The organism is Sphaerotilus sp. FB-3 (assembly GCF_023706025.1).
Lineage (GTDB): Bacteria > Pseudomonadota > Gammaproteobacteria > Burkholderiales > Burkholderiaceae_C > Sphaerotilus > Sphaerotilus sulfidivorans.
Map to the genome: position 1 here is coordinate 50,682 of NZ_BQWE01000004.1, position 21,681 is coordinate 72,362.

The following is a 21,681-nucleotide window of genomic DNA, read 5'->3' on the forward strand; positions in this document are numbered from 1 at the left end:
AGGCCGCCCGGAGGCGGCCTGCAGCAGCACATCCGGGGCGCACGGCCCCGGCGGCATCGAGCGATGCGTGATCAGCGCGGCAGCGTGGTCGAGCCCATCAGGAACTCGTCGACCGCGCGGGCGGCCTGGCGGCCTTCGCGGATCGCCCAGACCACCAGCGACTGGCCGCGGCGCATGTCGCCAGCGGCGAAGACCTTGTCGACGCTGGTCCTGTAGCCGCCGTCGATCTCGGTCGTGGCCTTGATGTTGCCGCGTGCATCCTTGGCCACGCCGAAGGAGTCCAGCACCGAGGCGACCGGATTGACGAAGCCCATCGCCAGCAGCACCAGATCGGCCTTGTATTCCTTCTCGGTGCCGGGGATCTCGACCAGCTTGCCGTCCTTGAACTCGACATGCACGGTCTTCAGGCCGGTGACCTTGCCATCCTTGCCGACGAATTCCTTGGTGGAGATGGCGAACTCGCGCACGCAGCCTTCCTCGTGGCTCGAGGAGGTGCGCAGCTTCAGCGGCCAGTAGGGCCAGACCAGCGGCTTGTTCTCCTGCTCGGGCGGCTGCGGCATCACCTCGAACTGGGTGACGCTGGCGGCGCCGTGGCGGTTGGAGGTGCCCACGCAGTCGCTGCCGGTGTCGCCGCCACCGATGACGATGACATGCTTGCCGTCGGCGCGGATAAGATCCTTCTCCTTCACCTTGCCGCCGTCGTTGACCTTGTTCTGCTGAGGCAGCAGCTCCATCGCGAAATGGATGCCCGACAGCTCGCGGCCCGGGATCGGCAGGTCGCGCGACTGCTCGGAGCCGCCGGTCAGCAGCACCGCGTCGAACTCGGCCTTCAGGCTCTCGGCGCTGACGGTTTCCTTGGCCCAGTTGGTGACCTTGGAGCCCTTCGGCCACTCGCCGACGACGACGTTGGTGCGGAACTTGATGCCTTCGGCCTCGAGCTGCTTGACGCGACGGTCGATGTGGCCCTTGTCGAGCTTGAAGTCGGGAATGCCGTAGCGCAGCAGGCCGCCGACCTTGTCGTTCTTCTCGAACACGGTCACCTCATGGCCGACGCGCGCCAGCTGCTGGGCCGCGGCCAGACCGGCCGGGCCGGCGCCGACGATGGCGACCTTCTTGCCGGTCTTGACCTTGGCCGGCTGCGGCTTGACCCAGCCTTCGGCCCATGCCCGGTCGATGATCGCGTGCTCGATCGACTTGATGCCGATCGCGTCGCCGTTGATGTTGGCCACGCAGGCGGCCTCGCACGGCGCCGGGCAGATGCGGCCGGTGAACTCGGGGAAGTTGTTGGTGCTGTGCAGCACCGTGATCGCGTTCTGCCAGTCCTGGTGATAGACCAGGTCGTTGAAGTCCGGAATGATGTTGTTGACCGGGCAGCCGTTGTTGCAGAACGGCGTGCCGCAGTCCATGCAGCGCGCGCCCTGGACCTTCGCCTGCTCGGGCGTCAGACCGATGACGAATTCCTTGTAGCTCTTCAGGCGCTTCTCGACCGGCTCGTAACCTTCTTCGATGCGCTCGTACTCGAGGAAACCAGTGACCTTACCCATGATGCGTTCAATCTCGAAGAAGAGGTGATTACTTGGCCGGGACCGTCTGGGCCTTGCCGTCGCCCTTCACGTCGCCCTTGGCGCGCGCGATGGTGGCGTCGGCAGCCTTGGCGGCATTGATCTCGGCCAGCGCGCGCTTGTACTCGGTCGGGAAGACCTTGACGAACTTCGCGCGAGCCTCGCTCCAGTTGTCGAGGATGTCGCGGGCCCGCAGCGAGCCGGTCCAGCGGTGGTGGTCCTCGATCAGCTTCTTCAGCAGCGCCTCGTCGGTCTGGCCCTTGTGCCAGACGGCGAAGTCGGCCGTCTTCTCCTGCTCGGCGGCGGGCAGCACCTTGTCCAGCGCGACCTGGGCGGTGTTGCAGCGGGTCGAGAACAGGCCGTCCTCGTCATAGACATAGGCCACGCCGCCCGACATGCCGGCCGCGAAGTTGCGGCCGGTCTTGCCCAGCACCACCGCGGTGCCGCCGGTCATGTACTCGCAGCCGTGGTCGCCGGTGCCCTCGACCACCGTGGTGGCGCCCGACAGACGCACCGCGAAGCGCTCGCCGGCCACGCCGCGGAAGAAGGCCTCGCCGCTGGTGGCGCCGAACAGCGCGGTGTTGCCGACGATGATGTTCTTCGAGGCGTCGCCACGGAACTCGATCGACGGACGCACCACGATGCGGCCGCCCGACAGGCCCTTGCCGGTGTAGTCGTTGCCTTCGCCGATCAGGTAGAAGGTGATGCCGCTGGCCAGGAAGGCGCCGAAGCTCTGGCCGCCGGTGCCCTCCATCTGCACGAACACCGTCTCGTCGGGCAGACCGTCCGGATGGTGCTTGATCAGCTCGCCCGAGAGCATCGCGCCCACCGAGCGGTTGACGTTGCGCACGTCTTCCATGAACTGCGTCTTCTCGCCCTTGTCGATCGCGGCCTTGGCCTTGGCGATCAGCTTGTGGTCGAGCGCCTTCTCCAGGCCGTGGTCCTGGTGGTCCACATGGCGGCGCGGCACGTCGGCCGGCACCGGCGGCTGGAAGAAGACCTTCGAGAAGTCCAGGCCCTTGGCCTTCCAGTGCGAGATCGCCTTCTTCGTGTCGAGCAGATCGGCGCGGCCGACCAGATCGTCGAACTTGCGGATGCCCAGCTGCGCCATGATCTGGCGGGCTTCCTCGGCGACGAAGAAGAAGTAGTTGACGACATGCTCGGGCTTGCCCGAGAACTTCTTGCGCAGCACCGGATCCTGCGTGGCCACGCCCACCGGGCAGGTGTTCAGGTGGCACTTGCGCATCATGATGCAGCCCTCGACCACCAGCGGCGCGGTCGCGAAGCCGAACTCGTCGGCGCCCAGCAGCGCGCCGATGACCACGTCGCGGCCGGTCTTCATCTGGCCGTCGGCCTGCACGCGCACACGGCCGCGCAGGCGGTTGAGCACCAGGGTCTGCTGGGTTTCAGCCAGGCCCAGCTCCCACGGCGTGCCGCAGTGCTTGATCGACGACCAGGGCGAGGCACCCGTGCCGCCGTCATGGCCGGCGATCACGATGTGGTCGGCCTTGCACTTGGTCACGCCCGCGGCGATGGTGCCCACGCCCACTTCCGACACCAGCTTGACCGAGATGTCCGACTTCGGGTTGACGTTCTTCAGGTCGTGGATCAGCTGCGCCAGATCCTCGATCGAGTAGATGTCATGGTGCGGCGGCGGCGAGATCAGGCCCACGCCCGGCACCGAGTGACGCAGCTTGCCGATGTACTCGGAGACCTTGCCGCCCGGCAGCTGACCACCCTCGCCCGGCTTGGCGCCCTGGGCCATCTTGATCTGGATCTGGTCGGCCGAGACCAGGTACTCGGTCGTGACGCCGAAGCGGCCCGACGCGACCTGCTTGATCTTCGAGCGCAGGCTGTCGCCGGCCTTCATCTCGTAGTCGGCCTCGATCTGCTTGGCACCGATCACGTCCGACACCTTGGTGCCGGCGTTGATGGGAATGCCCTTGAGCTCGTTGCGGTAGCGTGCCTGGTCCTCGCCGCCTTCGCCGGTGTTGGACTTGCCGCCGATGCGGTTCATCGCCAGCGCCAGCGTCGAGTGGGCTTCGGTGCTGATCGAGCCCAGCGACATCGCACCGGTGGCGAAGCGCTTGACGATCTCGGCCGCCGGCTCGACCTCCTCGATCGGGATGGCCTTGGTCGGATCCAGCCTGAACTCGAACAGGCCGCGCAGCGTCAGGTGACGGCGGCTCTGGTCGTTGATGATCTGGGCGTATTCCTTGTAGGTGTCGAACTTGCCCGAGCGCGTGCTGTGCTGCAGCTTCGCGATCGCGTCCGGCGTCCACATGTGCTCCTCGCCGCGGGCACGCCAGGCGTACTCGCCGCCCGCGTCCAGCATCGTCGCCAGCACCGGGTCGTCCCCGAAGGCGGCGATGTGGTTGCGGATGGCTTCCTCGGCGACCTCGAACACGCCGATGCCCTCGACCTGGGTCGGGGTGCCGCGGAAGTACTTCTGCACGAAGTCCTTCTGCAGACCGATGGCCTCGAACAGCTGCGCGCCGCAGTAGGACATGTAGGTCGACACGCCCATCTTCGACATGATCTTCGACAGACCCTTGCCGATCGCCTTGACGTAGTTGTAGATGGCCTTGTCGGCGGACAGGTTGCCCGGCAGCTCCTTGTGCATCTCGACGAGGGTTTCCATCGCCAGATACGGGTGCACCGCCTCGGCGCCGTAGCCGGCCAGCACCGCGAAGTGATGCACTTCGCGCGCCGACGCGGTCTCGACCACCAGGCCGGCGGTCGTGCGCAGGCCCTCGCGCACCAGGTGGTGGTGCACCGCGGAGAGCGCCAGCAGCGCCGGAATCGCCACCAGCTCGCTGTCCATCCAGCGGTCGGTGATGATCAGGATGTTGTGGCCCGACTTGATCGCATCGACGGCTTCAGCGCACAGCGACGCCAGCTTGGCCTCGACGCCGGCCTTGCCCCAGGACAGCGGATAGGTGATGTTCAGCTCATAGGGCTTGAACTTGCCGCCGGTGTGGCGCTCGATGTTGCGCAGGCGCGCCATGTCCTGGAAGTCCAGGATCGGCTGCGAGACCTCCAGGCGCATCGGCGGGTTGACCGCGTTGATGTCGAGCAGGTTCGGCTTCGGGCCGATGAAGCTGTTGAGCGACATCACGATCGCTTCGCGGATCGGGTCGATCGGCGGGTTCGTGACCTGGGCGAACAGCTGCTTGAAGTAGTTGTACAGCGGCTTGTTCTTGTCCGACAGCACCGCCAGCGGGCTGTCGTTGCCCATCGAGCCGATGCCTTCCTCGCCGTTGGCGGCCATCGGCGCCATCAGGAACTTGATGTCTTCCTGGGTGTAGCCGAAGGCCTGCTGGCGGTCGAGCAGGCTGACCTCGCTGGCGATCGGCGCGGCATCGGCCGGCACCGCGTCCAGACGGATGCGCACGTTCTCGATCCACTGGCGATAGGGCTTGGCCGACGCGAACTGGTTCTTCAGCTCCTCGTCGTCGATGATGCGGCCCTGCTCGAAGTCGATCAGGAACATCTTGCCCGGCTGCAGGCGCCACTTCTTGACGATGCGGTTCTCGGCGATCGGCAGCGTGCCCGACTCCGAGGCCATCACCACCAGGTCATCGTCGGTGACGATGTAGCGGGCCGGGCGCAGGCCGTTGCGGTCCAGCGTCGCGCCGATCTGCTTGCCGTCGGTGAAGACCATCGCGGCCGGGCCGTCCCACGGCTCGATCATCGCGGCGTGGTACTCGTAGAAGGCGCGGCGGCGCTCGTCCATCGTCGCGTGCTGCTCCCAGGCTTCCGGGATCATCATCATCGCGGCATGCGCAAGCGGGTAGCCCGACATCGACAGCAGCTCGAGCGCGTTGTCGAAGGTCGCGGTGTCCGACTGGCCCTCGAAGCTGATCGGATAGAGCTTCTTCAGGTCGTCGCCCAGCACCGGCGACTTCATGACGCCTTCGCGGGCGCGCATCCAGTTGAAGTTGCCCTTGACGGTGTTGATCTCGCCGTTGTGGGCGACCATCCGGTACGGGTGGGCCAGCGGCCACTCGGGGAAGGTGTTGGTCGAGAAGCGCTGGTGCACCAGGGCCAGCGCCGACACGCAGGCCGGATCCTGCAGGTCGAGGTAGTACTTGCCGACCTGGTCGGCCAGCAGCAGGCCCTTGTAGATGATGGTGCGGCACGACATGCTGGGCACGTAGTACTCGCGGCTGTGCGTGAGCTTCAGGCGCTGGATCGCGGCGGACGCGGTCTTGCGGATGACATACAGCTTGCGCTCGAGTGCGTCCGGCACGATCACGTCGGCGCCACGGCCGATGAAGATCTGGCGGATCACCGGCTCGGTCTTGCGCACGGTGGGCGACATCGGCATGTCGGCGTCCACCGGCACGTCGCGCCAGCCCAGCAGCACCTGGCCCTCGGCCTTGACGGCGCGCTCGAGCTCCTGCTCGCAGGCCAGACGGGAGGCGTGCTCCTTCGGCAGGAAGATCATGCCGACGCCGTACTCGCCCGGCGGAGGCAGATCGACGCCCTGCTTGGCCATCTCGGCGCGGAAGAACTCGTCCGGGATCTGGATCAGGATGCCCGCGCCGTCGCCCATCAGCGGGTCGGCGCCGACCGCGCCGCGGTGGTCGAGGTTCTCGAGGATCTTCAGACCCTGCTCGACGATGGAATGCGCCTTCTGGCCCTTGATGTGCGCGACGAAGCCGACGCCGCAGGCATCGTGTTCCTGGGTCGGGTCATACAGACCGCCGGCAGCGAAGGTCTGGATCTCTTGGCGGGACGCGGGTCCCGAGGCGGCCTGGCTCATGGCGCACTCCTAGGAATGACAATAGGGAAAACCGTGCGAATCTACCGCAGTGCAGCAGACCCCTCAAGCAAAACAAAAAGGGGTCAGACTCCTTGAATCCAGATCCAACCAATCCGCAAAAAAAATTAGGGACAGACTGGATCCACCTTGGTCGACCGTGCCGGACGCCCCCGGGGACGCGGCGCCATCGGACGCTCGCAGGAGGCGCCCAGTTTTGCAAGAAACGCGCCAGAACCCAGCGCCCAGCCCTTGGTGGCGCTGTCGGTGTGCTGCTGCACCTCCTCGGGCGTCAGCGGCTCGTCGAGCAGGCGCTGCCAGGCCAGTTCACGCTCGAAGGGCGTGTTGCCGAGCTGCCAGTGGCACAGATGCGTGCTCACCAGCGTGTCGCGCCGGCGTCCGAGATGGTGCATCGCGCTGGACCAGGCGTAGTCGCCCGCCGGCGTGGGCGGAATCAGGCGCTGGGGGTTCTGCTCGATGTAGCGCATGCAGGTCAGCAGGTGCGGCCCGTTCTCGATGACGGTGGCACGGAAGCGCCCGTCCCACAGCGTGCCGATGCGGCCATGGCGGCGGTTGAAGGCCGCGACATAGCGCCGGCCGATCGCCTGCAGCATCTTGCTCAGCGCCTCGGCGGTCGGCGGCGTCACCAGCAGGTGCAGATGGTCGTTCATCAGCACATAGGCATGCACCGCGACCCGGTGCAGCGCGGCCGACTCGCGCAGCGCGGCCAGGTAGGCCAGGCGGTCCTCGTCGTCGAGAAAGATCGGCTGGCGGTTGTGGCCGCGCTGGATGACATGGTGAGCAAGACCGGCGATGGAGAGGCGAGGCAGTCGGGCCATGAGCGGGAACCGGGACAGGTCGGATCGGACAGGGGGAGGCTTGGCCGACGGTGATGCTGTCGATGGGCCAGAATGCACATTTTCCACCCCCCATCCCATCTGTCACGCGCTCGTACCAGGGCAAGGAACTCCGATGAAAGCTGACAACGTTCTCGCCACGATCGGCCGCACGCCGCACATCCGCGTCAACCGCCTGTTCGGCGCGGGCCATGAGGTCTGGATCAAGTCCGAGCGCGGCAATCCCGGCGGCTCGATCAAGGACCGCATCGCGCTGGCGATGATCGAGGACGCCGAGGCCAGCGGCGCGCTGCAGCCCGGTGGCACCATCGTCGAGCCGACCTCGGGCAACACCGGCGTCGGCCTGGCGATGGTGGCCGCGGTCAAGGGCTATCCGCTGGTGCTGGTGATGCCCGAGAGCATGAGCATCGAGCGCCGCCGCCTGATGCTGGCCTATGGCGCGAAGTTCGTGCTGACGCCGCGCGAGAAGGGCATGAAGGGCGCGATCGAGAAGGCGCAGGAACTGGTCGCCGCCACGCCCGGCGCCTGGATGCCGCAGCAGTTCGAGAATCCGGCCAATGTCGCGGTGCATGTGCGCACCACGGCGCAGGAGATCCTGGCCGACTTTCCCGAGGGTCTGGACGTGCTGATCACCGGCGTGGGCACCGGCGGCCACCTGTCGGGCTGCGCGCAGGTGCTCAAGGCGGCCTGGCCGAACCTGAAGGTGTTTGCGGTCGAGCCGGCGGCCTCGCCGGTCATCAGCGGCGGCGCGCCCGCGCCGCACCCGATCCAGGGCATCGGCGCCGGCTTCGTGCCGAAGAACCTGCACACCGATCTGCTCGACGGCGTGATCCAGGTCGAGGCCGAGGCCGCACGCGAGATGGCCCGCCGCAGCGCCCGCGAGGAAGGTCTGCTGGTGGGCATCTCCAGCGGCGCCACGCTGGCGGCCATCGCCCAGAAGCTGGCCGAGCTGCCGGCCGGCAGCCGCGTGCTCGGCTTCAACTACGACACCGGCGAGCGCTATCTGTCGATCGAGGGCTTCCTGCCGGTCGAGGGCTGAGCCCCGCGCCGCCGCTCAGAGCTGCGGCAGCAGCGACAGGTCCAGGCCGCGCTCGGCGGTCCAGACCAGCGCCAGCAGCGCGATCGCGCCCGAGCCGCCCTGCACCGCCAGCCGCCGATAGGCCGGCGCATGGCGCAGCGCGATCGCCAGCGGCAGCAGCAGCGCCACCAGCGCGAGCTGGCCCAGCTCCACACCGAGATTGAAGCCCAGCAGCTGCAGCAGCAGCTGGTCCTCGCGCAGGCCGAGGTCCTGCAGCGGTCCGGCGAAGCCCACGCCGTGGATCAGCCCGAACAGGCCGACCAGCGGCCAGCGCGGCCCGGGCAGCAGCGGCCGCAGGTTGTCGAGCGCCGCCAGCAGCACGCTGACGGCGATCAGCGCCTCCACCCAGCGCGTGGGCGGCGGCAGCACCCCGACGGTGACCAGCCCGAGCGTCAGCGAATGCGCCAGCGTGAAGGTGCTGACCAGCACCAAGGCCTCGCGCCAGGCCGCCGATGCGGTCTCGCGCGGCGTCCAGCCATCGCCCTCGCGGCGCCAGACCGCCACCAGCAGCAGCGTGACCAGGAACAGGATGTGATCCAGGCCGATGGCGATGTGGTGCATGCCCTCGCGGACGAAGTCGAGAAAGCCGCCGCCCGCCTGCGCCAGCACCCAGGACCGCTCGCCCTCGCCGGCAATCAGCACGGCAGCCTGCCCGTCTGACGCCGGCTGCCCGGCCGTCTCCGCCACAGCGATGTTCAGCAGGCCGCGGTGGCTCGGATCGGTGCGGGCGAACAGCCGGTAGTCGAGCTGCGCCACCTGGACCGGGGCCGCACAGGCCCAGCTGCTGCGCAGCACCAGGTGCTGGCCATCGGCATGGCGCTCGACCTGCATCGGTGCTCGTGCGCTCAGGCGGCAGTCGGCGCCGTCGGCACGCGGCTGCAGCGCCGCATCGACCAGGCGGATGATGTCGGCCTCGCGGGAGCGGATTTCGCCCCAGCGCAGCACGCCGTCGTCATCGGCGTCCAGAACCAGCTCGCGGTCGAGGTCGCGCAGCGACAGGTCGATGCGCTGCTCGATGCGCTCGCCGTCGATGCGCCAGTTCAGATAGGCATCGCTGGCCTGATGCGCCCGGGCCGGCGCCAGCGCGACGAACAGCAGCACCAGCACGGCAAGCAGATGCCCTGGCCACAGCATCGGATGCATGGCGGCAGATCGGATCTTCATGTGCGTTCTCCCGGACGCCGGACACCGCCGGCAGCCGCGTCGGTCGGGGCGGCGCGCAGTCTCACGTCGACACGCGCCGGATCGCGGGTCCAGGCCTGCAGCAGTCGCACCGCCTGCGCGGTCTGGCCGGCACGCAGCGCGCTGCGCCACAGCAGCACCGCATCGGCCGGCTCGCGCTGGCCCGCCCAGTTCTCCTGGGCCAGCGTCCAGGCGCGGGCCGGATCGCGGCCCACATCCAGCGCCAGGCGCGCTTCTTCACGCAGATGCGGCTCGCCGCGGCGGCGTGCCGCATCCAGCCGCGCTGTCATGCCCGACAGCACCGCAGCGGCCCGCGCATCGCCCAGGCGATGCAGCGCGATCGCGCGGCGCAGCTGCAGCGCGTCGGCCTCGACCGGGCCGACCGACACCGCCGCCAGCGCCTCGGCAGCGCGGCCGCGGTCGAGCAGCCAGTCGGCCCGCGCCGCCTGCGCATAGGGATCACCGCCCTGCCCGGCCGCCTGGGCCAGCAGCCGCTCGGCCTCGGTGTCATCGCCCAGCCGCACCGCCAGCTCGGCGCGCACCAGCGCCAGCCAGCGGTCATCGGGCGCCTGGCGGGCCAGCGCGTCCAGACGAAGATCGGCCTGGCGCGGATCGAGGTCGCCGCGCAGGCTGTCGATCTCGACCGCACAGACCTCGGCCGCCCGGGCCAGCCCCGCACCGGCGGCCGCCAGCTCGGGCGCCTGCAGGGCGCGGCAGGCGCGCGCCGCCTCGGCCAGCCGACCCTGCACCTGCAGCACCGCGACCTGCGTCAGCCCGGCCTGGGCCCGCAGCGCCAGCGGCACCGACGCGTCGCCCACCAAGGCCTGCAGGTCGAGCAGCGCAGGCGCGAACTCATGCCGCGCCTGCAGGATCGTGGCACGCAGCAGCCGCACCGGCGCCGGTGCGTCGCGCTGCGCCCACCACGGCGCCAGCGCGGCCTGCGCGGCGCCGTACTCGCGCGGATCGCCCTCGCGGCGGGCGCGGTCGATCGCCTCGCGCGCCACCGACAGCGCCAGCGGCAGACGCGAGGGATCGCGCTGCAGCTCGGCGCGGGCGCGGCGCTCGGCCAGGCCGGGTCGGGCCGGCAGCCGCTCGACCACCTCCTCGTCGGAGGCCGGCGTGAACGGCGCCGCCTGCAGCGGCCCGGCCAGGGCCAGCAGCAGGATCAGCGCCAGACGGGGAGCCCGCAGGTGCGAGGCGGTGTGCGGTGGCGTGGAGGCGATGGGCATCGGCACAGCTCCTGGCGCCGCTCAGCGCAGCTCGACCGGCTCGGCAGTCTCGGAGGTCGGCGGCACGACCATCGCCAGATCGATCGGCTCGGCGGTGTCGTCGGACTGGGCCGCCAGCGTCGAGGCGAAGCCGCTGTAGGCCTCGGCCGAGACGGTGGCGCTGGCCGGCACCTCGGTGATGACGGTCGCGCCGGCATGGGCCGCGGTGTCGCCGCTGCCGCCGCAGGCCGCCAGCAGCAGGGCCAGGCCGGCCGCGCCCAGAAGGCGGCCGCCGCGGCGGCGCCAGGACAGGCAAGAGGTCATGGTGATGCTCCGGATGAGGATGGTGGAATGCGCGTTCGCCTCGCGGCTCACTTGCTGCCGGGCACCGGCGTGTTCAGGTAGGGGAAGCCGGACAGCAGCGGCACGACACCCTGGTCGACCGCGTCATGCAGCTTCAGCGCCGTCGCGCCCAGCGGCACCGCGGACGGACGGCAGGCCGAGCCGAAGCCGAGCTTGTCGGTGTCGCCATTGGCCAGGCACAGCCCGCCCATCACCGCCACCAGCGAGATGTCGACCACATCGTCCTTGGGCCGGCGGCCATTCGGAAAGCCGGCGTTGTCGTTGCCGCCGGCCAGCAGGTTGCCGACGATGCCGAGCCGGTTCTGCTCGGCGTAGGCCACCGGCGCGATGCCGGTGTTCAGCCGCAGCATTTCCGAGGCGACGACGTTCTTCGGCTGGTTCACGCCCTTGATGCCGGTCAGGAAGGTGGTGACCAGATCGGTGCGCGGCAGGTTGGTCGGCGCGGTCTTCGGCAGGTTCAGCGCGATCTCCAGCAGCGCCGGCAGCGTCGGATGGGTCACATAGTCGGCGAACTGCGCGTCGCCCGAGGGCTTCGAGGCGTTGAAGCGGTCCTTGTCCTTCAGCCCGATGACCACCTCGTTGACCAGGGGCATGCCCAGGCGAGACACCTGCGTCCAGGCACCGCCGGCGCGCTCGCTGGCCTGATGCCCGCTGCCGGGCTTGCCGTCGATCAGCCGGGCCTGGCGCAGGCTGGCGCTGGTCCAGCCGCCGATCACGTCGTCGCCGCTGGTCAGGCAGCTGCGGTGGATCTCCAGCGCGATCGCGGTGACGTTCTTCGCGCCGAGCGGGTTGGGCACCGCACCGGTCAGCGCCGGATCGGTGATGACCGAGACCGGTGCGTTGACCAGGTCGAAGACCGGACCGAGATTGACCGCAAACGGATCCTGGCGCTGGCCGACAAACATCCGTCCCGGCGTCGCGCAGCCCGGAATCGCGACCGCATGCACATGCTTGGCGGCGTAGCCGGGATAGTCGGGAATCGTCTTGACGCCGATGTTGTCGACCGGCTTGGCAAAGGTCTCGCTGCCGGTGCCGACCTGGGTCAGCGCCTGGCGGGTGCCGGTGCGGCGGTCGCCGCGCACCACCTGGACGGTGTAGGTCTCGGCCAGCTGCAGGTTCGGGTCGCCCACCTGCGAGACCTGGCCGGACTGGACCAGCGGAATGCCCACCGAGCGGTCGCCGATCTTCAGGCTGGTGCCGGCGCCGCCGTTGGACAGGGTGTTGCGGAAGCGGAACTGGAAGCTCAGGTCCTCCTTCGCGTCCCCGTTGTTGTCGATGTGGATCTCGTAGAGCGCGTTCGGATCGAGCGCGAAGTAGTTCGGGCCGCCGTAGGCATCCTGCAGCGGCAGGTAGTTGGCGATCAGCGTGACGAAGTCGGAGCGGCCGGCCTCGTAGCTGCGGAACATGTAGAAGTCGCTGGCATCGACCTTCGGGGCGGTGGTGATGAAGGGCGCCTCGCGGTGGCTGGAAGCAAGTGCGGAACCGGAAAGCAGCGTCAGGGCCAGCGGGAGGGCAGCCAGCGGGCCGCCGATGCGTTGCAGGGTCGTCGACAAGATCTGTCTCCTTGGAGCCGGGTCGGGAAAGCGGACGGGGGTGACACCGCGATGCGGCATCTGTCCATTCCCTACGCACCCCGGACAGGAGCGGATGCAACCCCACGATTCAGGGGGTCTTTCGACGTCAGACCCGGTCGGATGCCGGATCGGACTCCGGATCAGATGCCGATCTGGCCGACCGAGACGACCGGCCCGGTCGGCTGGCCGGTGGGCGAGCCGCCCGCGGGCTCGACGCTGATCGCAAAGGCGCGGGTATCGTCGAGCAGCCGAGCCCGGCGCAGCACGGTCTGTCCGCGCGCATCGACCAGACCGAGCGAGCGCGGCGTCCCGTCGGCCGGCAGCGCCCACAGCTCCAGCGCACGCCCGGTCTCGAGCGGGACCAGATCGATCGGACGCAGCACCAGGGCCTGGCCATCGGCGCTGACGCTGGCGACGAAGCTGGCGTGCATCACTCCGCCACCCGATCCGCCGCCCGACTTCGGGCTGGCCACCAGCAGCACCACGATCGGCGCACCGTCCGGATCGGCGGGCGGCGGCTGCAGCATCAGCACCGCCATGCCCAGCGCTGCCGCGCTCGCCAGGCCGCTGAGCAGGCGCCACGGCAGCAGCTGCTGCCACCAGCGTGCGGGCGCCTCGTCGGGCGCCGGTGCCGGCTCGCCGAACAGGCGCTGCTCGATCTGCTGCCAGACCCGGTCGGGCGGCGCGACCGGCGCCACGCTCAGCGACATCGGCTCCAGCCGCAGCCGCCAGCCCTCGACCGCCTCGCGCAGCGCCGGATGCGCCGGCAGCAGCGCCTCGAAGCGCCGGCGGGCGGGCCCGCGCAGCGTGCCCAGCACATAGGCCGCCGCCAGCCGGTCGGCCCGTTCGCGTCGTCCGTAGTCCATGTCAGCGCTCCCGGGCCACCGCGTGGCCCAGACAGTCCTTCAGCGCCAGCAGCGCGCGGCGCACCCAGCTCTTGACCGTGCCCAGCGGCTGGGCGAGATGCTCGGCCACCTCGGCGTGCGACAGCCCCTGGTAGTAGGCCAGCGCGACGCACTGCTGCTGCTCGGCCGACAGCACCTGCACGCAGCGCGAGAGCTCGCGCGCCTCGGCCGCCTGGTGCAGCAGTTCCTGCGGCCCGGCCGCGTCGTCGGGCAGATCGGCCAGCAGGTCGCCGCCCTCCTCGTCGTCCTCGTCGTCGGCGACATGACGGCTGACGGTGCGCACCTCGCCGCGACGGCGGCGCAGGCTGTCGATCGCACGATGGCGCGCGATGCTGGTCAGCCAGGTCAGCGGCTGGCTGCGCTGCGGGTCGAAGCTTCCGGCGGATTGCCAGAGGCTGATGTAGATGTCCTGCAAGAGATCCTCGGCGCGGGCTGTGTCAGGCTGTATACGCAGCACGACGCCAAACAGATGCGCAGAGGTCTCGCGGTAGAGCGCCGCGAAGGCCTGGCGGTCGCCCAGGGCGATGTGCGACAGCCAGGCGGCCAGCCGGTGGCTGCGCTGGGCCCAGGCGTCGACAGGCGTGCTCGGCATCGGCGGGACTCCTTGGAGGGAACAGTCGGGCGTGACGGCGCCGGGGCCGTCGGACGGCGCCGGCCGTCAGCTGGCGCTGGCGCAGGCGCTGCAGTGTGCGGCCAGCACCTCGCGCACCATCGCTTCAGGAGCCCCCTGCATCCGGGCACTGCCCAGGCGATCGATGACGACGAAGCGGATCTCGCCGCCCTCGGACTTCTTGTCGATCTGCATCAGCTGCAGGTAGCGCTCCGCCCCCAGGGCCGGGCCGACCACCGGCAGGCCGGCGCGCTCGCACAGCAGGCGCACCCGCGCGACGAACTCGGCCGGCATCAGGCCGAGCCGCGCCGACAGGTCGGCGGCCATGACCATGCCGCAGCCGACCGCCTCGCCGTGCAGCCATTCGCCGTAGCCCAGGCCCGCCTCGATCGCGTGGCCGAAGGTGTGGCCGAAGTTCAGGATGGCGCGCAGGCCGCTCTCGCGCTCGTCGCAGCCCACCACCTGCGCCTTGATCTCGCAGGAGCGCTTGACCGCCTGCGCCAGCGCCGCCTTGTCGCGCGCGCGCAGCCGCTCGATGCTGGCCTCGATCCAGGCGAGGAACTCGGCATCGGCGATCGGGCCGTACTTGATGACCTCGGCCAGTCCCGCCGAGAGCTCGCGCTCGGGCAGCGTGTCGAGCGTGTCGAGGTCGCAGATCACACGCACCGGCTGGTAGAACGCGCCGATCATGTTCTTGCCCAGCGGGTGGTTGATCGCGGTCTTGCCGCCGACCGACGAGTCGACCTGCGACAGCAGCGTCGTGGGCACCTGCACGAAGGGCACGCCGCGCATGTAGCAGGCCGCGGCGAAGCCGGTCATGTCGCCGATCACGCCGCCGCCCAGCGCGAACAGCACCGTCCTGCGGTCGCAGGTGGCGCCCAGCAGCGCGTCGTAGATGCGCTCGAGCGTCGCGGCGTCCTTGAAGGCTTCGCCGTCGGGCAGCTCGACCGTCAGCACCCGTGCGTAGTGCGGCGCCAGCGCCGCCTGCAGCCGGGCGGCGTACAGCGGCCCGACGGTGGTGTTGGTGACGATCATCGCGGTCTGCGCCTTCGGCAGGCCGGTCCAGGCGGCGGGATCGTCCAGCAGGCCGGTGCCGATCAGGATGTCGTAGCTGCGATCGCCCAGCTCGACGCGGACGGTCGCGCGGATCGGGGCGGCGGGGGAAGGAGCGGCGGAGGTCGTCGGCATCATGGCGGGCGGATGATCGTCGTCGGCGGCCGGGTCAGCGGCGGGAACGGGAAGGAAAGCTGCCGGGCAGCGGCCGCTCGTCGTCGGGCACGACGCCGGCCAGCTCCAGCTGCATCAGGATCATGTTGACCAGCGTCGGCACCGAGGGGCGGCCGGTCTCGATGACGAAGTGCGCGGTCTCGCGGTAGAACGCGTCGCGGTCGCGGTAGAGCTCGCGCAGCTTGCGCAGCGGGTCGGCCACCTGCAGCAGCGGGCGCTGGGTGTCGTGGCGCAGCCGGCGAAACAGCTCCTCCGGCGAGGCGCGCAGGTAGACGACGACCGAGTTCTCCTTGAGCGCGCGGCGGTTGGCCTCGCGCAGCACCGAGCCGCCGCCGGTGGCCAGCACGATCGGCGGACGGATCTGCACCAGCTCGGCGATCACCTGCTGCTCCAGGTCGCGGAAGGCCTGCTCGCCCTCGCGCTCGAAGTAGGCGCGGATCGACATGCCGATGCGCTGCTCGATCTCGACGTCGGCATCGACGAAGCGCCAGCCCAGGGCGGCCGCGAGATGCCGGCCGGCGGTGGACTTGCCGGCGCCGGGCATGGCGACAAGACTGACGGAGGAGCCGGGGCGGACGCGGGGGTCGCCCCCGTCGGACGAGATGGAAGACACGCGGGCGGGGGAGGAAGTCGGACAGGTCGGGAAAAGACGCGAACGGCGCCGGAACGCGGGGTTCCGGCGCCGTCACGGGCGTCAAGTCTAACGCGGGCGCAGCCTCAGGCCGCTGACGCAGCCGCGCCCGGCGAATCAGTTGATGCGGCCGAGGTCGTAGGTGTAGCTCTGGCCGTTGGGCATCTTGATCGTCAGGTCGATCGCGCCGGGAGCCTCCAGCGCCTTGGTGCAGTCGTCGAGCTCAGCGATCAGACGATGTATTGTCGGAGCCGTACCACTCGGAATAGGACTGTTGTCAATTCGAATTGACGCGCCTTTGGCTTTTGTCGTGACAGCCAGCGTCGCACCAATCGGAATTCTGTTGCCCCCAAGGGCATCAGCCTCCTGATTGGAATCTCGAACACAGATGTCTCGAGTCACACGGCAAACCGATGTCGTCGGCTGAAAAGACAGCCCCAAAGAATCCGTTGTGGGGGTCGTCCCTGAACAGCGATCCACCTGCAAACGAGGCGCATATCGAGAGTCAGACAGGACAAAGACAATTCGATCCTTGAAGCGGACATAGGTGTTGCCATCCCACGTACCATTGGCAGTCAGGCCGGCCAGGTACTCGCCATTGGCGGTGTCCATCAAGCCGTTTTCGTCCTTGTCGATGTAGAGCTGGCCAAGATCCTCGAATGTCTCGCCCGGGGTGTAGAGCTGGTCACCGTTCGTATCGACAAAGGACTCTTCACCCTGCGCATAGGCCAGCACCGTGACGCGACCATTGAGTGGCCTGTAGTTGCTGGACACGAACTTGGTCGTGCAGACGCCATTCACTGTCGTGCATTTGGCGGGAATGATGCTGGCGCCCTCGGCCACGAAGCTGACCGCCGTCCCATCAGACACGGGATTGCCGAACCGGTCATTGAGCTGAACACGGATCTCGCTTTCAGTTCCATCGCGCCAACCCCCATCGGGATTCAATGCCGCAGCCGCAAAACTGAACGCATTGTTCGTTGGCAAACCAGCATTGATCGCCAACACATTCGACAGAGTCATCAGCGGCGACCCTGTCGGCAAGACGGCATCAGAACCATCGGCGTTCAGCACCTTGGCACGCACACGAACGGGGGTCGGCGTCGCCTTGGCGGTCACGGAAACAGTAACAACGCCGTTGGCATCCGTCGGCAGGGATGTGGCCCCCAGTATCGCGACATTAGGGATATCCAGTGAAAACTCCACCATTCGATTGGCGATGACGCCCCCCGAAGGGTCTCTGAGCTTGAAAGACACTTGGGACGAAATCGGACAGCCGCTGCCAGCCAGGCAGATCTTGTCCGGCGAGGCCGAGACGAACTCGAGCGACTGCGCGACCGGCGCGGCCACCACCAAGTCGACCTGCTTCTGCTGGCTGGTGCCGGAGATCGAGGCGCTGATGCGGTCGGTCGCCGCACAGCCCTTGTCCTGGTAGGTGGTCGAGGCGCTGGAGCCGGTCACGGTGATCGAGGTCGGCGACAGCACCGCCTTGCCGGCGGTGGCGCAGGTCGACGAGAAGTTCACCGTCACCGGCGAAGCCGACGAGGCGCCGCTGACGTTGACCGTCACGACGGAGGCACCATACGACGAGATGCTCGTCGGCGAGGCCGCGGCCGAGGTCAGGCTGACATTGGTCGCCGAGACGGTGAAGACCTTCTGCGCCGTCAGCGCGGTGCTGCTGCCCGTGGGCGTGAAGCTGGCGGTGACGGTATCGGCCCCGACCTGGCCCGAGACGGGCTGCAGCGTCGTCGTCGCCTGCCCGTTCGCATCGGTCTTGACGCGCGCGACATCGACGGTGGCCGCGCCATTGGCCACCGAGAAGGTCACCAGCACGCCCGCGGCCGCCGTGCCGTCGGCGTTCTTGGCCTGCGCGGTCACCGTGCCGGGCGTCGAGGCGCTGACCGTGTCGGAGGTCATGGCCACCACGATGCTGGCCGCCGCCGCGGTCGTCGTCGAGCCGGAGCTTGACCCGCTGCTTGAGCTGGAATCGGTGCTGGTGGAACAGCTGCCCGAGAAGCTCACGCAGCCTGCATCGCTGCCGCCCCCGCCGCAGCCGGCCAGCAAGGCCGCCGCCGCCAGGGCCAGCGCACTGGCGCGCAGCGCCGTGATCGTCGTCGTCATGAAATCAATCCCCTGCCTGTCGGTCGATGTTCGTCTTGTGGCCGCCCTCCCCTCGCGGGCGGGCTCAGCGTGCCGGCGCGTTGCGGTCGGTGATGACCTTGGGCGTCAGGAAGACCAGCAGCTCGGTCTTGTTCGATGACCGCGTCTTGTTGCGGAACAGCGCGCCCACATACGGAATGTCGCCCAGCACCGGCACCTTGTTGACCGACTCGGTCTCGTCGATCTGGAAGATGCCGCCGATCACCACGGTGCCGCCGTTCTCCACCAGCACCTGCGTCTTCACATGCTTGGTGTTGATCGCGAAGCCGGCCGAGGTCGACTGGCCGACGCTGTCCTTGTTGACATCGACATCGAGAATGACGCTGCCCTCGGGCGTGATCTGCGGCGTGACCTCGAGCTTGAGGTTGGCCTTGCGGAACTGGATCGCGGTGGCGCCGCTGGAGGTGGCCGACTGGTAGGGCAGCTCGGTGCCCTGCTCGATCAGCGCCTTGACCTGGTCGGCGGTGATGACCCGCGGGCTCGACACCAGCTTGCCGCGCCCTTCGGCCTCCAGCGCCGACAGCTCCAGGTTCAGGAAGCGGTTGGACGCCGCACCGAACAGCGACAGCGCGAAGCTGGCGGCACTCGCGCCGCCGAAGGAGGAGGTGTTGGCCGGCAGGTTGACGAACTGGGTGTTGCTGAAGTCGACCTGCTCGCTCTGGTTGGTCTGGTAGCCGATCGCGTTGTAGTTGCCGCCGATCGCCAGATTGCCCACACCGGCGTTCCAGCCGGGCACGCCCCCGCGAATGCCGCGCATGTCCGAGCTGCCCAGCTTGATGCCCAGCGAGCGGCCGAAGGTGTCCTCGGCCTCGACGATGCGCGCCTCGATCATCACCTGACGCACCGGGATGTCGATGCGCGAGACCATCTGCGCGACCTCCTCGAGCTTGGCCGGAATGTCGGTGACGAAGAGCTGGTTGGTGCGCGCCTCGTAGAGCACGCTGCCACGCGCCGACAGCAGCCGGGTGGCGCTGGTGGACGCCCCGGCGCTGGCGCCGGAGGCGCCGCTGGAGCCGGTCTGCTGGCCGGTCAGCGCACGCGAGATCTCCTCGGCCTTGGTGTAGTTGAGCTGGAAGGCCTGGGTGCGCAGCGGCTCCAGCGCGGCGACCTGGGCCCGCGCCTCGAGCTCGGCCTTCTCCTTGGCGGCCAGCTCCTCCTTGGGCGCGACCCACAGCACATTGCCGGTCTTCTTCACGCCCAGGCCCTTGGCCTGCATGATGATGTCGAGCGCCTGGTCCCAGGGCACATCCTTCAGCCGCAGCGTGACATTGCCGGTCACGGTGTCGCTGGTGACGATGTTGAAGTTGGTGAAGTCGGCGATGACCTGCAGCAGCGCACGCACCTCGATGCTCTGGAAGTTCAGCGACAGCTTGTCGCCGCTGAAGCCCGGACCGGCGGTGAGCTTCTGCGGATCGACCTTGACCGGCCGGACCTCGAGCACGAACTGGTTGTCGCTCTGGTAGGCGCTGTGCTCCCAGTTGCCGCGCGGCTCGATCGTCATGCGCACCCGGTCGCCGACCTGGGTGGTGGAGACCGACTGCACCGGCGTGCCGAAGTCGGTCACGTCGAGGCGGCGACGCAGCCCCTCCGGCGCGGTCGAGCGCAGGAACTCGACGATCAGGTTCTGGCCCTGCTGGCGGATGTCGACGCCGACCTGGTTGCTCGGCAGGTCGACCACCACCCGGCCGGCGCCGTCGCGCCCGCGGCGGAAGTCGATGTCGCGCAGCGACTCAGGTGCGGTGTTGCGGCTGTCGGCGAAGTGCAGCGGTTCGGCCGAGGTGCGCACGCCGGCGGCAGCGGCCGTGGCCGGCGTGCCGGAGGACACCTGCACCGGCTCGAGCGTGACCACCAGCGCCTTGCCGTCGATCTCGGCGCGGTAGCGGGTGGACTGCTTCAGGTTCAGCACCAGCCGGGTGCGGTCGCCGGCCTGGGCCAGCGCCACCGAGCGCAGATTGCCCTGGTTGACCTCCTGCTGGGACCGGCCGGTGGCGTTGATGACACCGGGCAGGTCCAGCGCCACCCGGGCGGGCGACTGCAGCACGAAGCCGGCGGGCAGCGCGGCCAGCGGCTCGGAGAGCTCCAGCCGGATCACCTCGCCGCCGTCCTTCACGCCGCTCGACAGCGACTGGATGGCGTTCTGCGCCCAGCCGAGCACCGGAGCGGCGGCCAGCGCGGCCAGCGTCGCCAGGCGAACGCTCCAGCGGGGGATGGGGGCTTTCTGGGTCGTCTTCATCGCTTCTCCTGGGCCCGCTCCTGGAGGGTCAGCGTGCTGGCGCGCTCGACGATTTCTCCGAGGGTGTCGGGCACGAGTTCGCGCAGGGCAATCTCGGTTTCCGTGATGCGGGTGACGCGGCCGTAGTTCTGGCCGAGATAGTCACCCACCTTGACTTGGTAGAGCAGGTTGTCGGCCTTCAGCAGCGCATGCGGCCGCCCGCCGCGCACGACGCTGCCGACCATCGTCAGCGCGTCGAGCGGGTAGGCCTCGAGCGGCTCGCGGCGCCGGTTCATCTCGGCGGCCAGCAGCGAGTTGGGCTGGCGGCTCTCCTGCTTGAGCGCCCCCTGCATCTTCTGGCTGCTGAAGGGCTCGGTCTGCGAGAAGGCCGCATAGGGCTGCGGATCGAACTTGCGCGGCGCCACCAGCGGCGAGACCTGCGGCTTGGCCACGCGGCGCTGCTCCTCCATCCAGGCACGCAGTTCCTCGTGCGGATCGGAGCAGCCCGACAGGCCCGCCAGGCCGGTCAGCGCCAGCAGGACCAGCGCCGCGCGGGACGGTCGCCGCGACCGGCGGAAAGGACGGGCGGTCATCATGGCTGGCCTCCGGACTGGGGCGCGCCGCCGGGCTTGCCGCCCTTGGCCGCCTGCTGCGCCTTGCGATGCTCGGCGACCTCGGCCGGATCGAGATAGCGGTAGGTGCGCGCGGTGGCCTCCATCGCCAGCAGGCCATTGGCGCTGGGCAGCATCTGGCCGCTGGCCTGGCCCGGCGTGGTGATCACCAGGTTGTGCAGCGTGACGATGCGCGACAGGTTGGCCACATCCGCCGCGAAGGCGCCGACGTCGTGGTAGCGGCCGGTCACCCGCAGCGCGATCGGCAGCTCGGCGTAGTAGTCCTTGATGATGACCTGGCCCGGCCGGAACAGCTCGAACTGCAGGCCGCGACCGAGGCCGGCCTGGTTGATGTCCGACAGCAGCGCGTCCATCTCGGCCTTGCCGGGCAGCTGGCGCTCGAGCTGGGTGACATATTCCTGCACCTGCAGCTTCTGCTTGCGCAGTTCGTCGAGATTGATCGCCTGCGCCAGCTTGGCCTGGTACTCGGTCTTGAGCGTGGCCTCGCGGTTGCGCTCGGCCTCGAGCTCGTCGGCGGTGAGCGAGACCAGGCCGAGCCAGCCCAGCAGCACCACCAGGCCGGTCATCGCCGTCCAGGCGGCCACCTTGGGCAGCAGCGGCCACTGGCCGGGCTCGTTCGGATTGAGGTTGCGGAACTGGGACGACACCTGGTCGACCAGGGTGTCGAGCTCGATGTTCATGGACATGCGGGGAGAGGCCATGGTGATACGTCTGC

Annotated in this window: 16 protein-coding genes; 1 reads left to right on the forward strand and 15 read right to left on the reverse strand. The window is 69.1% G+C overall.

Annotated features, from left to right (window positions below; translation table 11 throughout):
• Positions 1-71: 71 nt before the first annotated feature.
• From NFT33_RS00860 to NFT33_RS00870, 3 genes are all read right to left on the reverse strand, one after another.
• Positions 72-1,544: a glutamate synthase subunit beta gene (locus NFT33_RS00860; protein WP_251672583.1), complete on the reverse strand. Its 1,473-nt coding sequence runs from the start codon at positions 1,542-1,544 to the stop codon at positions 72-74.
• A gap of 28 nt (positions 1,545-1,572) precedes the next feature.
• Positions 1,573-6,330 (reverse strand): glutamate synthase-related protein, encoded by a 4,758-nt coding sequence (locus NFT33_RS00865; RefSeq protein WP_251672584.1) that lies wholly within the window; start codon positions 6,328-6,330, stop codon positions 1,573-1,575.
• Between the two features lie 125 nt (positions 6,331-6,455).
• On the reverse strand, positions 6,456-7,166 hold the full coding sequence (locus tag NFT33_RS00870) for a transposase (RefSeq protein ID WP_220787104.1): 711 nt from the start codon (positions 7,164-7,166) through the stop codon (positions 6,456-6,458).
• Between the two features lie 133 nt (positions 7,167-7,299).
• Between NFT33_RS00870 and cysK the strand changes: the two genes are divergently transcribed.
• Positions 7,300-8,223, forward strand: coding sequence for a cysteine synthase A (cysK, locus tag NFT33_RS00875; protein WP_149504394.1), 924 nt, complete (start codon positions 7,300-7,302; stop codon positions 8,221-8,223).
• A 15-nt stretch (positions 8,224-8,238) separates the two neighbouring features.
• On the opposite strand, the gene NFT33_RS00880 is transcribed toward cysK, so the two are convergent.
• The 12 genes from NFT33_RS00880 to NFT33_RS00935 all read right to left on the reverse strand — a co-directional run bounded on the left by NFT33_RS00880 (position 8,239) and on the right by NFT33_RS00935 (position 21,667).
• On the reverse strand, positions 8,239-9,426 hold the full coding sequence (locus tag NFT33_RS00880) for a HupE/UreJ family protein (protein ID WP_251672585.1): 1,188 nt from the start codon (positions 9,424-9,426) through the stop codon (positions 8,239-8,241).
• Positions 9,423-10,673 (reverse strand): hypothetical protein, encoded by a 1,251-nt coding sequence (locus NFT33_RS00885; RefSeq protein WP_251672586.1) that lies wholly within the window; start codon positions 10,671-10,673, stop codon positions 9,423-9,425. The genes NFT33_RS00880 and NFT33_RS00885 overlap by 4 nt, the downstream gene beginning before the upstream one ends.
• Before the next feature lie 21 nt (positions 10,674-10,694).
• Positions 10,695-10,976 carry a hypothetical protein gene (locus NFT33_RS00890; RefSeq protein WP_251672587.1) on the reverse strand — a complete coding sequence of 94 codons (282 nt, stop codon included), beginning with the start codon at positions 10,974-10,976 and terminating at the stop codon, positions 10,695-10,697.
• Between the two features lie 47 nt (positions 10,977-11,023).
• The gene (locus NFT33_RS00895; protein WP_376744111.1) at positions 11,024-12,571 is read right to left on the reverse strand and encodes a DUF4331 domain-containing protein; all 1,548 of its coding nucleotides are present in this window, start codon (positions 12,569-12,571) and stop codon (positions 11,024-11,026) included.
• A gap of 158 nt (positions 12,572-12,729) precedes the next feature.
• On the reverse strand, positions 12,730-13,455 hold the full coding sequence (locus NFT33_RS00900; RefSeq protein ID WP_251672588.1) for an anti-sigma factor: 726 nt from the start codon (positions 13,453-13,455) through the stop codon (positions 12,730-12,732).
• Between the two features lies 1 nt (position 13,456).
• Positions 13,457-14,086, reverse strand: a complete 630-nt coding sequence (locus NFT33_RS00905; protein ID WP_251672589.1) for a sigma-70 family RNA polymerase sigma factor — start codon at positions 14,084-14,086, stop codon at positions 13,457-13,459.
• Positions 14,087-14,152: 66 nt separating this feature from the next.
• A complete protein-coding gene (gene aroB / locus NFT33_RS00910; protein WP_251672590.1) occupies positions 14,153-15,292 on the reverse strand; it encodes a 3-dehydroquinate synthase in 1,140 nt (379 codons plus the stop codon).
• Between the two features lie 34 nt (positions 15,293-15,326).
• Positions 15,327-15,875, reverse strand: coding sequence for a shikimate kinase (locus tag NFT33_RS00915; protein WP_220787110.1), 549 nt, complete (start codon positions 15,873-15,875; stop codon positions 15,327-15,329).
• A 204-nt stretch (positions 15,876-16,079) separates the two neighbouring features.
• Positions 16,080-18,083: a hypothetical protein gene (locus NFT33_RS00920; protein ID WP_251672591.1), complete on the reverse strand. Its 2,004-nt coding sequence runs from the start codon at positions 18,081-18,083 to the stop codon at positions 16,080-16,082.
• 64 nt (positions 18,084-18,147) lie between these two features.
• Positions 18,148-20,355, reverse strand: coding sequence for a type IV pilus secretin PilQ (locus NFT33_RS00925; protein ID WP_251672592.1), 2,208 nt, complete (start codon positions 20,353-20,355; stop codon positions 18,148-18,150).
• Complete coding sequence (locus NFT33_RS00930) at positions 20,352-20,927, reverse strand: pilus assembly protein PilP (protein WP_251672593.1); 576 nt, start codon at positions 20,925-20,927, stop codon at positions 20,352-20,354. The genes NFT33_RS00925 and NFT33_RS00930 overlap by 4 nt, the downstream gene beginning before the upstream one ends.
• The gene (locus tag NFT33_RS00935) at positions 20,927-21,667 is read right to left on the reverse strand and encodes a type IV pilus inner membrane component PilO (RefSeq protein WP_220787113.1); all 741 of its coding nucleotides are present in this window, start codon (positions 21,665-21,667) and stop codon (positions 20,927-20,929) included. The genes NFT33_RS00930 and NFT33_RS00935 overlap by 1 nt, the downstream gene beginning before the upstream one ends.
• Positions 21,668-21,681 lie beyond the last annotated feature (14 nt).